General features: G+C 67.8%; 7 protein-coding genes. All 7 read left to right on the forward strand.

Annotated elements, in window-relative coordinates; all coding sequences use genetic code 11:
• Positions 1-57 precede the first annotated feature (57 nt).
• The 7 genes from V8Z74_RS19645 (at position 58) to V8Z74_RS19675 (ending at position 13,933) form a co-directional block, all read left to right on the forward strand.
• Entirely contained in the window at positions 58-8,607 is an 8,550-nt protein-coding gene (locus V8Z74_RS19645) for a PLxRFG domain-containing protein (RefSeq protein WP_349710831.1), read from the forward strand.
• A gap of 108 nt (positions 8,608-8,715) precedes the next feature.
• Entirely contained in the window at positions 8,716-9,519 is an 804-nt protein-coding gene (locus V8Z74_RS19650) for a hypothetical protein (protein WP_349710833.1), read from the forward strand.
• The gene (locus V8Z74_RS19655) at positions 9,516-10,667 is read left to right on the forward strand and encodes a hypothetical protein (RefSeq protein WP_349710835.1); all 1,152 of its coding nucleotides are present in this window, start codon (positions 9,516-9,518) and stop codon (positions 10,665-10,667) included. Before V8Z74_RS19650 ends, V8Z74_RS19655 begins: the two co-directional genes overlap by 4 nt.
• A gap of 20 nt (positions 10,668-10,687) precedes the next feature.
• Positions 10,688-11,110, forward strand: a complete 423-nt coding sequence (locus tag V8Z74_RS19660; protein WP_349710837.1) for a phage tail fiber protein — start codon at positions 10,688-10,690, stop codon at positions 11,108-11,110.
• Between the two features lie 18 nt (positions 11,111-11,128).
• Entirely contained in the window at positions 11,129-13,204 is a 2,076-nt protein-coding gene (locus V8Z74_RS19665; RefSeq protein ID WP_349710839.1) for a hypothetical protein, read from the forward strand.
• A gap of 10 nt (positions 13,205-13,214) precedes the next feature.
• Positions 13,215-13,658, forward strand: coding sequence for a hypothetical protein (locus V8Z74_RS19670; protein ID WP_349710841.1), 444 nt, complete (start codon positions 13,215-13,217; stop codon positions 13,656-13,658).
• 5 nt (positions 13,659-13,663) lie between these two features.
• Positions 13,664-13,933: a hypothetical protein gene (locus tag V8Z74_RS19675; RefSeq protein WP_349710843.1), complete on the forward strand. Its 270-nt coding sequence runs from the start codon at positions 13,664-13,666 to the stop codon at positions 13,931-13,933.

Raw genomic sequence — 13,933 nt, forward strand, 5'->3', positions numbered from 1 at the left:
CTGAAACCGTTTGACGGAACGCTGGATGGTGAAGAGCCGAAGCGTGGCCTGAAGGACATGGCCAAGGACGCAGCGGCCTGGGCCGTGAAGGGTGCCATCGCGGTGCCCGAGGCCGCCGTGGGCCTGGCCGACCTGGCTACGGGCGGCCGGGCCGGCAAGTTCCTCGAGAACGAGGGCGGTGCCGTGGGCTTCAGGCCCAAGCAGGCGCGCGAGATCGTCAACGACTGGCATTCCGACGCCACCAAGCGCGCGCAGCAGGAATTCCAGCAGGCCGAAGGCTTCGGCGGCAAGCTCAAGGCGGCCGTGCAGAACCCTTCGAACATCGTGGGCGCCGTCGCAGAATCGCTGCCCTCGATGCTGGCGGGCGGTGCCATTGGCCGGGGCCTGACTGCCGCCACCCGCCTGGGCCAGATGGGCCTGAAGGGCGCGACCGTGGCCGGCGCGGCCGGCGAAGGCGTGGTGGGTGCCGGTTCCGCGGCAGAGCAGATCCGCCAGGAGACGGAAGACGGCCTGCTGACCCCCGGCCAGACGGGCGCGGCGCTGGCCACCGGCGCCATGACGGGCGCCATCGGCTACGGCGCGGGCAAGGTGGCGAACCGCCTGGGCATTGGCGATGCCGAAACCATGCTGGCCCAGGGCCAGGCCGGGCTGTCCAAGCAGATCGCCGACCAGGCTGCCCGCAATGCTACCAATCCCCTGGCGGCCACGGCCGCGAAGTCGATCCCGCGCCAGATGGTGGAGGGCGCGATTTCCGAGGGCCTGCTGGAAGAGCTGCCCCAATCCATCTCCGAGCAGATCCTGCAGAACCTGGCCCTGGGCAAGCCCTGGGCCGAGGACGTGGATGCATCGGCTGTCATGGGCCTGCTGTCCGGCGCGGCCATGGGCTCCGGTGCGGCCGGCTATCGGGCGCTGCGGGAGCCGCGCGCCAAGGCAGAGGGCGCGCCTGTAGCGGATGGCGAGACTCCCCAGAATGATCGGCCAACCACCGGGCCAACGCCAGGAAGCGGCACTGCTATAGACCAAATGCGCGAGGCCTTCCTGAAGGGCCTTGCCGTGCAACAGGAGCCTTCGCTCGATGAGGCGCGCTTGCGCGCAGAAGGCGTGACGCCCACTCCCATTCTGGATTCGCAGCGCCTGGAGCAAGAGGTGGGTGCCGCGGCACCCGCTGCTACCCCACCTGCGCCCAAACCCTCTGAAGCCATGGGCCTGGACCCCGCCGCGGGCGCGCTGTCTGCAGCTGCTGCGCTTGCGGTGGATAGCGGTGCTTCTCCGGCGGTACAGCCGCCGTCGATCCACGAGGCTGGCGCGCATGGTTTGCTGTCGGGCATCGGTCTGCCAGACCCGCAAGAGGATCTGGCATCTATTGAGTATTCCAGGAAGCTTTACAGCTGGGATAGGGAAAACGGGGTTCGGGCGGAAGAAATGGCTCCGATGCGGACGAAGTGGCTACACGCGTTCAAGACTCCGGAGCAGCAGGAACAAATTATCAGTGGGCTGCTGCAGCAGTTGAAGCAAGGCCGCAACCCTGCCGATTTGGGCATCACGTTCGGTGCCGATGATCACACGATCGTCGTGGGCCTAGGTGATACCAATATCGCCTATACCGGAATGCGGCTGGACGATTTGGACGACCGATTTGAGGCGGGCAAGCATAAAAACGATGGGCCCATCGATGAAGACGGGATCACAGTGCCCCAGCACGTCATTGTTTCTGCATTGACGCGCGAGCTGAAATCCATCAAGGCAGAAGGAAAGAAGGGTGCACGAACTGAGCGCGCCCCGTCCGCAGCTGCCGCCATGGCCGTGGACCAGGCAACGGGCGAGGTCACGCCCGAGGCGCGGCTGCAGCAGGTCAAGCAGCGCCTGGATTTCCTGGGCCAGATGGGACGCAGCCAGGGCTGGAACAACGCCATGGTGGACGAGCGCAACGCGCTGGCCGCCGAGCTCAAGCAGTTGCAGGCCGGCCAGCCTTCGGCGCCCGGCGACCAGATCAACCAGTTGCAGGCGCAGGCCGATGGCGCCGACCTGACGGCCCAGGACTGGGCCCAGCGCGAGTACCGCCCGAACAGCAAGGCCCTGCCCGAGCAGGCCGCCAAGGGTGGGCCCGCGGATGTGCAGGAGGCCAACGAGCAGCGGCGCCTGCAGCGCATGGCGAGCGCCCAGCAGGAGGCCGGCGCGGCACGCGAGCAGGCCCAGGCGCTGATGGATCAGGCCAATGAAGCCGCGCAATTTGCCTCAAAAGAGCGCCAATCCAATGACCAGAAAGCGCAAGGCGCTATCAATGAAGGAGCGAAAACCGATGGCAGTGAAGCCGATCAAACCCAGCAAGGCGGCGCGCAATCGCCGCAAGCGGGAACAGCGCCAGCTGGCCCTGCAGTCCCGGGAAACCGCCGTGCACCGTCTGATGCGGCGGGCACTGCCGTCTCCGGCGAGCAGGGGCTGACCCATGGCACCGCCCCGACTGAAGACGCTGGCCGTCAAGCAGGCCCGGCGCCTGCGCCGCAAGCTCAAGCGCAAGTCGCCGACCCCGCCCAACGCCTCGCAGATGCTGGCGCTGCCTGGGCTCGCATGCCTGCCGCCGAACGCCAGGCCCTGGCCGCCCGGCTGGACGGTGTAAAGCCGGTCCTGGCCAAGAACCTGCCGCGCGCCCAGTGGGAGAACCTGAACGGGGACATCCAGCGCAAGATCTCGGATGCCATCGCACAGCTGGACCAGCCTACCCACGCCACCCAGAACGGCACCACAGACCAAGTTTTCAACACCAGGAAAGCTGCGATTGATGAGGGTGAGCGAACCGGCGCCGGCTACTCGGTGGAGCCAATCGATGGCGCCGGGCCTTTGGGTCCACATCGACTGGTAATCCAGCGCAAGCCGACCGATACCGCCGCGCCCCAGGCCCGGGCCGCCGCCGTCACCGAGGCCGCTCACGAAGCTGCGACCAGCCAGCACAACGACCTACCCGAGCCCACCGAAGCCCAGAAGGATGCGGGCAACTATCGCAAGGGCCACGTTCGCCTGAACGGCCACGACATCAGTATCGAGAACCCGGCCGGCAGCCGCCGCCGCCCCGAGTGGCCGCCCCTGCAGAACCACTACGGCTATATCAAGGGCTCGTTGGGCGCGGACAAGGACCATGTGGACGTTTTCATGACCGACCGCGCGCACGAGGCCGACTTGCCCGTGTTTGTGGTGGACCAGGTGAACAAGGACGGCTCGTTCGATGAGCACAAGGTGGTGCTGGGCGCGGCCGACGAGGCCGAGGCCCGCAAGACCTACTTGGGAAACTACGCAAAGGGCTGGACGGGCCTGGGCGCCATCACGCAGATGACGCAGGACGAGTTCAAAGCCTGGGTGCGCGACCCGGCCAAAACCAAGAAGCCGGCCGGCAAAACTGAGGAGCTGGACGCCAAAACGAAGGAGCAGCAGGCTATCGAGGCCCACGGCCTGCCTCCCGAAACAAAGTTCTCCCAGGGCAAGGGGGTGCTGGGCGCCGGGAAGTGGAGCGCCAGCGCCGGCTCGCAATCCGGCAACCTGTCCGAGTCGGTGGACGCTGCGGCAAAGTCGCTGGCCGACTTCATGAAGATGGACACGGCGCGGAAGGCCCTCAGCGCTGAGCGCGAGGCGCTGGCAAAGACTGTCGCGGAAAAGCTCAAGCGCGGCGAGCAGCCTTCGGACGTTGAATTGCGGGATCTGTTCGGCCTGGCGCCGAACCACACCTACGTGGAGCAAAGCGCAGTCGGCCAGTTCCTGGTGGAGCATATGGGCGTGCCTCGCAATGGCATCCGCAAGGCGCTGGGTGTTGCGGCAGGTGATCGCACGTCGGATGGCGGCACGAAATACCCCATCGTCTACCCGCGCAAGCTGCATCAGGTGTTTGGACCCAGCCAGGCTCCCGAAGCTCCGGCAACCAAGCAGCCGCGCGGCGTGGCGGCGAAGGTGAAGGAGGCCCAGGCCGCCCGCGCTGACTATTTCACCCCCGGAAACATCGTCAAGAGCTACGGCGGACACGACCGTGTGATCGCCTATACCCCGCCGGACGCGGACGGCCGCTGGAGCGTCACCGTGCGCGCGGTGCAAAAGCAGGGCGATGCCTGGGTGGATGTGCCCGATGGGCGCGAGCGTACCCACAGGACGGAGCCCACGCCGCGTGAATTGAAGGCCGGGCCAGTGGAGCGCGCGCCTGCCAGCGAGGAGGCGCCGAGCTTCCGCCGCCAGGAGTCCGAGCATCTGGCCGGAGCCGACTTTGACGTAGCCAACTTCCTCAAGATCATGGGCGAGGGGAGCCCGGCCGCTCGCAGCGCCGCACAGCTGCGCCCCGACTTTTCTCCTGCCGCCCGCGCGGAAGCCGTGAGCGCGGTGAAGGGCACGGCGGATGCGATCCGCAAGGCCTGGGCCAACGGTCCCGAGGTCGTTGTGGCCTTCGATATGCAGGACCCGGTGGTACCGGAGAGTGCACGCCGGGCGGATCTGAAGCAGCGCAGCGGCGGCGCCCACGGCGCCCCGGAGGGCTTCTATTACCAGGGCAAGGTGTACCTGATGGCGTCCAAGCTGAAGACGCCCAACGATGCGGCGCGTGTGCTGTTCCATGAGGCCTTGGGGCACCATGGCTTGCGCGGCCTGTTTGGCAAGGAGCTGGGGAAGATCCTGAACCAGGTGGCCACCATGCGCAAAGCGGATGTGGATGCGAAGATCAAGGAATACGGCCTGCGCCGTGTCAACAATCTGGATCGCCGCACGGCCGCCGAGGAGGTTCTGGCCGAGATGGCGCAGAACACGCCCGAGATTTCCTTTGTGCGCCGCGCCGTTGCCGCAATCCGGAGCTGGCTGCGCACCCATGTTCCACGGTTCAAGTCGCTGGCGCTGACCGACGACGAGCTCATCCGCAATTACATCCTGCCGGCGCGGGCCTGGGTGGAGCGGGGCGCTGGCGGTGGTCGGGATGGCGGCATTGCCTTCAGCCGCGCGCCCGCAGCAACGTCGAACATGCCGGACGCCATCATCGGCAACACACTGGGTGCAGCCTCGGCGCATCCGGACTATGCAGCTGCCAAGGGCGGCGACCTCGAGGCCGCAGTGCGGCTGGCCCAGGATCTGGTGACGCCAGAGCTGGTGGCCAAGGTGAAGGCCGTGATCGGGGATACCAAGCCGCTGGTGGCTCCAGTTGCAGCTGAAGAGGCTACTGGGCGCAACAGAATCCCGCTGGCAGCGGCTGCAGTGCTGGCGCAGCGCCTGGGGTTGGCCACGACTGGCGCTATCGTGCAGGCCAATCGCGCCCACCGTACTGGCATGGATGGGCTGGATCGCATCTTTGCGCCTGTGGACTTTGCCGGCACAGTGGAGGCTGTGCCTTACCTGCTGGTGGACGACACCCTGACTCAAGGCGGCACGTTCGCGGCGCTGGCCAGTCATATTCGTGAAGGGGGCGGCACGGTGGCCGGGGTCATTGCATTGACCGGCAAGCAGTACAGTGCAAAAATCCAGCCCTCTCCCGAAACTCTGGCTTCACTCCGACAAAAGCATGGTGACCTCGAAACCGAATTCCGCGCCGCAACAGGCTACGGCTTCGACGCGCTCACCGAGTCGGAAGCCCGTTACCTCGCGCGCTACGAACCGGCTGACCGACTCCGAGATCGAATCTCTGCGGAAGGACACGCAGGACTCGCTGGCAAAGGTTCAGGAAATACTGGCTCGGAGCCAGTAAACGACGACCCGGTTTTCAGCCGCTCCCGCCTGGCCGACATCAAGGACAGCGCGCTCTCCCAACTTGACACCATCCTGAGCCACCCCGGCAAGGTATCGCTGTGGGACAAGACGGTGGGCACGATGCGCCACCTGGCCGAGCGCGCGCCAGCGTTCAAGCCGGTCTACGAGTCGGCCCAGCAGAACATCGATGACGTGTCCATGCTGGCCAACGATGCCGCGGACACGGCGCCGACGCTGCTGCCCCGTGTGGAGTCCCTGGGCGACCTCAAGAAGAAGCCGGTTTCCGCCGCCGACAACAAGGCGGTGGCCACGCCGCTGTTCGAGGGCACGCTGGTGTGGGGGCGCGATGTGGGCGGGCAGCCCATGCGCGTGGAGGATCTGGCCAAAAAGTACGCCGGCCTGAGCGTGCACAACAAGGCCGCCATGCTGCTGAAGGCCAACAAGATCGATGCGGGCGTGCTGGCGATGTGGCAGGGCCTGCCGGCCCAGCAGTATGAAAAGCTGATCGACTCCCGTTTTGAGAGCAAGTTTCTCAAGGCGGGCGTGGTGTGGAGCGACAAAGAGCTGCAAACCATGTTCGGCGCCAATGCCGCGCAGATCGGCCTGTACCGCGAGGCGCGGGCGGCCATCGACCGCTCCATCGACATGACGGCCCGGGCGGACATGCTGCGCGTGCTGGGCGACGAGTACCGGGCCATGCGGGACGTGGTGCTGGAGCAGCCCTCGCTGGACGCGGCGGCCCAGCTGCTGCTGGACACGCTGGAGCAGGACGCCAAGGCCAACCCTGATGCGCGCGACCGGCTGGGCCAGCTGGAGCAGCAGGTCCGCCGCCGGCTGGACATGGCCCGCGATCTGCAGGCCAGCGGCTATGCCCCTCTGTCGCGCTTTGGCCGCTTCACCCTCGATGTGGTGGACGCCAAGGGCGAGCGCCAGTATTTCGGGCTGTACGAGACGCAGCGCGAGGCCAATCTCGCCAAGCTGCAGATGGCCCAGGCCTTCCCGGGCGCGACCATCACCCAGGGCACCATGAGCGCCGAGGCCTACAAGCTCTTCGCCGGCGTGACGCCGGAGACGCTGGAGCAGTTCGGCGAGATGCTGGGGCTGAACGCCACCGGCGATGAGGCCCAGGACAAGGCGTTCCAGGAGTACCTGCGCCTGACCAAGAACAACCACAGCGCGCTCAAGCGCCTGATTCACCGCAAGGGCATCGCCGGCTTCAGCGAGGACGTGGGCCGGGTGGTGGCGAACTTTGTCTACTCCAATGCGCGCGCCGGGGCCATGGGCCTGAATGCGGGCGCCATGGAAAAGGCGATCAACGCCATCCCCAAGGAGCAAGGCGAGCTCAAAGACCTGGCCATGGGCCTGCGCGACTACATCCGCGATCCGCAGGAAGAGGGCCAGGCCGTGCGCGGCATGCTGTTTGCCCAGTACCTGGGCGGCTCCATCGCTTCGGCCTTCGTGAACACGACGCAGCCTTTCGCGGTCACGCTGCCCTGGCTGAGCCAGTACGGCGGCATGGCCAAGGCCGGCGGCCAGCTGGCACGCGCCCTGAAGGACATGGGCAGGTCCATCGCTGATAAGGGCTTCAAATACGAGCCCGACCTGGCCAAGGCGTTGCAGTCGGCCGAGGATGACGGCGTGGTGTCGCCCCAGGAAATCCACCAGCTGATGGCCCAGGCCCGCGGCGCGGGCATGCTGCGTGCGGGCGATGGCTCCCGGCTGGGCAACGCCCGCGCCAAGGCGTCCAACCTGTGGGAGCAGGGCAAGGTGCTGTGGGGCCAGCCGTTCGCCCTGGCCGAGCAGTTCAACCGCCGCTCCACCTTCATCGCAGCCTACCGCACCGCCAAGGCCGAGGGGATGGTCGACCCCGCCAGCTTTGCCCGGCGCGCCGTGATCGAAACCCAGTTCCAGTATTCCAAGGCCAACAAGCCGCAGTGGGCGCGCGGCGCCATCGGCGGGACTTTGTTTACCTTTAAAACTTACTCGGTCAGCTACCTGGAGCTGATGCACCGCATGTGGAACCAGGGCGGGCCCGAGGGCAAGCGGGCCGTGGGCTGGGCCGTGGCCATGCTGCTGCTGATGGGCGGCGCCGGCGGCTTGCCGTTCATGGAGGATGTCGAGGACCTGGTCGACGGCGCGGCCCAGCTCATGGGCTACAACGTCAGCGCCAAGCAGTGGCGCAAGCAGCTGCTGGCCGACGTGGTGGGCAAGGAGGTTGCCGACTTCATGGAGCAGGGCGTCTCCGGCCTGCCGGGCGCGCCGGTGGACGTGTCAGGCCGGCTGGGCATGGGCAACCTGATCCCGGGCACGGGTCTGTTCCTGAGCAAGCAGGGGCGCGAGCGGGATCTGCTGGAAATCGCGGGCCCGGCGGGCGACTTCGTGTCGCGCGGCTTCACGGCTGCCCGCAAGGTGCTGACGGGCGATGTGGGCGGCGCGGCGCTCGAGGTCTCGCCTACGGCCGTGCGCAACCTGGCCAAGGGCGCCGACATGGCGGCCACGGGCATGTACCGGGACCAGAAGGGCTACAAGGTGCTGGATACCACCCTGGCCGAGGCCGCGGCCAAGGCCATCGGCTTTCAGCCCAAGAGCGTGGCCGAGGTGCAAGAGGCCAACAGCTTCATGCAGCGCAGCAAGTCGTTCTACATCCAGCAGAGCAGCGAGATCAAGGCGCAGTGGGCCGATGCGCTGTTCCGCAAGGACGAGGCGGCCGTGCAGCGCGTGCGCGAGCGGCTGGCGGACTGGAACCGCGACAACCCGGAGCAGCCCATCGTGGTCAAGATGCCGGACATCTGGAAGCGCGTGCGGGAGATGGGCAAGGACCGGACCCAGCGAATCGCGGACACGGCGCCCAAGGCCTTGCGCGAGCAGATGCGGGAGATGGCCAAGGAGGCCAGGGCCGGATAGCCCCGTATAGGGTTCGACGCCGCGCCTGCTCTCGGGGAGAGTGCGGGCATGGCGGACTCTTCTTGGATCAACAGCGCAATGGCGGCACCGGACGAGCCAGCAGAATGGGTGAGCGATTCCCTTGGCTGGCCGCTGGTGATGCGCCGCAATATCTCCGGTTTGGGCGATGTGCTGATCGGCCAGCAGCCGGAGCTAAGCCCGGATCTGGCGCCGGCGGCATGGGCGCAGCAAACCGGCACCATCGGGGCGGCCGTGTCGGTCGGCTCCTGGCGCGATCCCTATACCCCGGGCTTTTTCAGCGAGGCGGCGGGCACGGCGTCAACGACGCTGGCGCTGGCGCTGGGCCCAAACCGCGGCGCGGCCGTGTATGTCGGCTTCGGCCGGTATGTGCCCTTTGTCGCCGGCCACCCCGATCCCGCCTATGCCACGGATCCGGGCCTGGCGCTGGAGCTGCTGGGCGAGGGCGGCGCGGTGGTGGCCCGCATCGCTGTCACTCCCGGCGACGATGGCGACGGCTCGCCCATGTTCACGCTGCACGCCGGCGGCGCTGGTCTTGACCAAGTTGAGCTTGAAGGCCCCATCGGCGTGTACGAATGGCGCAATGCCTGGCTGCGCACACTGGCACTGGCTGTCAATGAGGCGGGCCAGCTCGGCGTGGGTTGGCAGCATCCGGGCTTTGGCGGCTTCACCGACTATCGCTACATCGGCGATGTGCCGGGCCTCGACATCAAGAGTCTGCGCCTGGCGGTCAGCCGCTGCTTTTGCATGACCTTCATCGAGGTGCACAAGACGGGCATGCGGCCGGTGGCCGCACCGCTGGGCACCTGGTGGCGCAACCGTGTGAACGCCATCGAGCAAGGCGGCGGCGATGGCCCGGCCATTCCCGAAGACGACTGGATGGCCCCCATATGAGCCGTACCGTCACCATCGGCACGCTGCTGGGCCTGAACAACCGGCTGGCGCCCACGCGCATGGAAGTGACGCTGCCCAATCGCGCCACCGCGGCCTGGCTGCGTGTGGCCACCAATGTGGACATGACGGCCGACGGTTTTCTGTGCAGCCGCGGCGGTTTCGCGCGCTCTGCGGCCGGCGGCTATCACAGCCTGTGGGCGGATGCCCAGGACGCCTACGCCGTGCGCGATGGCGACCTCGTGCACATCCACGTCCGCACGCTGGCGCAGACGGTGGCGGTGCCCGGTGTGGGCCGGGCCCGCGTCAGCTTCGTGCGATTGCCTGACGGCATGGTGTACTGGAGCAACGGCGAGCGCCTGGGGCGCCTGCAGGGCGCGCTGGCCCGTGAAGTGACCACTGCAGCGCCCAACCCCGTGCCCGTGGTGGATCCGACGGCGGGCAGCCTGCCGCCCGGCCGGTACCAGCTGTGCTTCACGGCCCTGGGCCCGGACGGCGAGTCCGCCAGCTCGGAGCCCCAGGACGTGGTACTGCCCCAGGGTGGCGGCATTGCCATCCATGGCCTGAAGCCGGGGATGCTGGTCTATGCCACTGGCCCGGATGGCGAGGTGTTCAACGAGATCGCCCCTGGCGACTACCTGAGCCTGGGCAATACGGGCGCGGCCTGCAGCACCTTCATGCTCTCGGCCATGCCGCCCGGCCGTGCCTTGGCGCATTACCTGGGGTCGCTTCTGGTGGCGCGCGGGCGCTTCCTCTATCTCAGCGAGCCGTACCGCTACGGCCTGACCCACGCCAGCCGGGCCTTCATCCCGTTTCCCGGCGAGATCACCGTGCTGCAGGCCTTCGATGACGGCCTGTATGTGTGCGCGGACAAGACCTACTGGATTGCCGGCGACCCCCTCAATACCTCGCCCGTGGTGGTGCTGCCCTATGGCGCGCTGCCCGGATCGCTGGCCACCGACCCGCGCGAGAAGACCGCGTACTGGCAGGGCGAGCAGGGCGTGGTCGTGGCGCGGTCCGGTGGCGCGGTGTCCGTGCCCCAGGACGATGCCTTGTTGTTTGCCGCGGCTGTGGGCGGCGCCACGCTGGTGCGCGAGCAGGGCGGCGAGAAGCACGTCATTGCCGCCCGCTTTGACATCGACCCCCTTTGAGCAACGAAAGGAATCCCACCATGAGCCTCAACTACCCGGCCGAGGGCCGCAACTACATCATGGATGCCGCGATTCACGGCGGCCAGCAGATCGGCACATGGTATGTCGCGCTCTACGAGGGCGACTACACCCCCCAGGAAGACGATACGGCCGCCAACATCGGCGCCCGAGCCACCGAGATCACGGCCTATACCGAGCTGACCCGTCCCGAGTTGGTCGAAAGCGCGGCCACCGGCGGCGCATCGGACAACACCGGCAATCTGGCCCAATTCACCCTGTCGGCCCCCAAGACGGTGCGCGGCTTCGCGGTGGTCAGCAGCGCGGGCAAGGGCACCAACACCGGCAAGCTGCTGGCATACCAGCGCCTGGCCACGCCCCGGGCCTATGCTGCAGGCGACGTGGTGAAGGTGCCTGTGTCGCTGATCCTGAGCAACCCGGCGTAAACAGGCAGCGGCCCGACCATGGACTACACCAAGTTCCCCCACCATTCTGGCTTCCCCGCAAGCCGGGAGGGCGAGCGCCAGGCGCGCATGCTGGGCGCCATGGGGGCGCCTGCGCTGCGCCATGTGAACGCCGACGGCTCTGTGTCGCGCAAGGTGGGGGACCGCCTGTCCGTGACGCCACCGGCTGCCAAGGTCGATGATGGCTTTTACAGCCTGGGCATGCAGGGTGGCCAGCGCCATGTGATGGCCTCGCCCACGGGCTGGGGCCGGTTTGTGGACCGTGGGCCCCTGACCGGCGACGATGGCTGGAGGCCGGATTCGGTGGACCGCCTGTACCACTATTCGCGCGGCTGGGGCATGGCTTCGGCCGTGTCCGTGGTGGGCCAGGTGATGGACTTCAACGACAAGGCGGCTACAGCCTGGGAAATCGGCCTGGGTCGCACGCGCGACGGCCGCAAGCTGACCCAGGTGCAGCAGATCTTTGCCGTGGGTTCGCACATCGGAGTCGGGGTGTCGCGCTCGTTCAACTGGTGCGAACCCACGGTGCTGGATGACGGGACCGAGCTGGTCGTGGGCGGCGGCGGTGTCGGCATCACCATGCAAGGGGACTATGTGCTGGTCTACCTGCGCGGAGAGGCCGGCGGCCATGCCCAGGTGCCGCTGCAGACGCTGCAGTACCAGCTGCCCAGCGAGCTGCTGCCGTACACGCTCAGCCCCACGGCGCGGCTGGCCCAGGCCAAGTACCTGCGCCCGGTCTACCCCCAGGTGACCTACCCCGGGGGCGTGCCGACGCCGGTGCCCCATCCCATCAACGACGCGGGCTGCCCGGGCCTGGTGATGCATTTCAGCGACGATGCGGGCGCGAACTGGACGCCTTTGTCCTTTGCGGCCGCGGCCCAGGAGATGTTGGCCACGCTGCTGCCGATGCGCGTGCCGCACGGCCATGACTATTGGGCGGCGGTCAACACGCTGTTCGACCGGGCCATTTTGTCGGCCGGCATCGTGGGCTCTCCCGCCCCGGTGTCGCGCCAGCGTTCCCTGGCCTGCATGAACGTGCCCTATGCGGTGGCCGATCCGAGCACGGCCGTGGGCTGGCGGCTCATGTGCAAGGCCAAGCTGGTGGCCGTGGATGCCGCGGCCCACACCATCACCGAGCTGGACACGCTGCTGGACGACGAGTTCGACCGGGCCATCCACTACTTCGGGTCCGCGGCAGCCATCGGCGGCGGCATGCTGTACCTGGCCAAGCCCCCGCTGGCAGGGGATTTCCGGGACAACCCCGTGCAGTGCTGGTTTGTGGACAGCAGCGGCAACCGCGTGCTCAAGGGGCAGCTGCCCCAGCCGGCCTGGCTCACGGGCAGCGTGTTCGCGATCGACCGCAGGACCGTGGGCTGCACCACCTATATCGACGGAGCCTACAGGCTCTACCAGTCCACCGACCTGGGCACCACCTGGAAGCCGCGCGCCTTGATCGCCGAGGCGCCGCAGCCGGCGCGCGTGGCGGGCGCCGACTTTCTGACCGAATTCGAGTTCGTGACGCAGCTGCGCGATGCCGGGCGCCGGCCAACCCCATGCCCGGGGCGCCCTGGGCCATCGACGCCCGTCTGCCGGTGCCCCAATAAGGAACCCATCACCATGATTCACCTGAGCACTGCCTTGCGCGCGGCCATGGCCACCGAATACGGCCTGGCCCGGATGATGCGCCTGGGCTGCATCAAGATTTTCAGCGGCCCGCAGCCGGACAGCGCCGACGCGGCCGAGCAGGGCGACTGGCTGGCCACGATCACCCAGGACGGCGCCGACTGGTTCCCGGGCTATACGGCCGGCGGCCTCAACTTGCGTGCCGGCCCGGTAGCTGGCGCCTGCCAGAACGATGGCGCCTGGGTGCTGCGGGCGCGGGCCAGCGGCACGGCCGGCTGGTGGCGCTTTGTCTGGAACAGCGCCGACGAGGGCAAACCGCTGCCCATCGAATACACGCCGCGCATCGACGGCCTGGCCGGCGAAGGCCTGGTGCTGCCCAGCAACGAACTGACCGCCGGCCAGACCGTGCCCATCGAATCGTTTTTCTTCTTCATCCCTCCCACCTCGACTTGAAAGGCCCATCATGACCCACTATGTTTCCAGCGGCCTGGCCGCCCACCTGGCCAATACAGGCTCCATGAAGAGCGCCCTGGATGGCGGCTTCATCGACATCTACTCCGGCCCGGTGCCGGCTGACGCGGACGCCGCCCTGGGCACCGCCACGCGGCTGTGCCGCGTATCGCTCGACAGCACGGCCACCGGCCTGACGCTGGTGGCCGATGGCCGCTTCCTGCGCAAGAACCCCGGCGACAGCTGGACCGGCACCAAGGAAGCGTCCGGCACGGCCACGTTCTACCGCCATGTGGAAGACGGCGACGACGGCAGCGCAAGCACGACGGCAAAGCGGCTGCAGGGCGCCGTGGGCCTGACCAATGCCGCCGAGATGACGCTGGTGGATGTGGTCTTCACCGCCGGCGGCACCTTTCCGCTCAATAACTACGTGCTGGAGCAGCCGACCTACGGCTGATACCGATGGCAGTGCCCCAAACCAAGGTGGAGCTGCTGTCGGTGCCCCCTCCGGCGCCTCCGGCACCCCCACCGCCTCCTGCTCCAGTGCCGGCCCCGCCGCCGGCGGGCAACACCCGGCCGCCCGATCCTCCATCGTTCGGCGGCTCGGGTGGCGGCTCGTCCAGTGGGCAGGTGCCGCCGCCTGCGTCCGGCGTGGTGACGATCTGCGTGCCGGTGTATGACGCGGGCGTGCAGATCGGCACCCGTTGCTTTTCGGGCGTGCGCGTGACGTGA

The organism is Comamonas sp. w2-DMI (assembly GCF_040187735.1).
Lineage (GTDB): Bacteria > Pseudomonadota > Gammaproteobacteria > Burkholderiales > Burkholderiaceae_C > Comamonas > Comamonas terrae.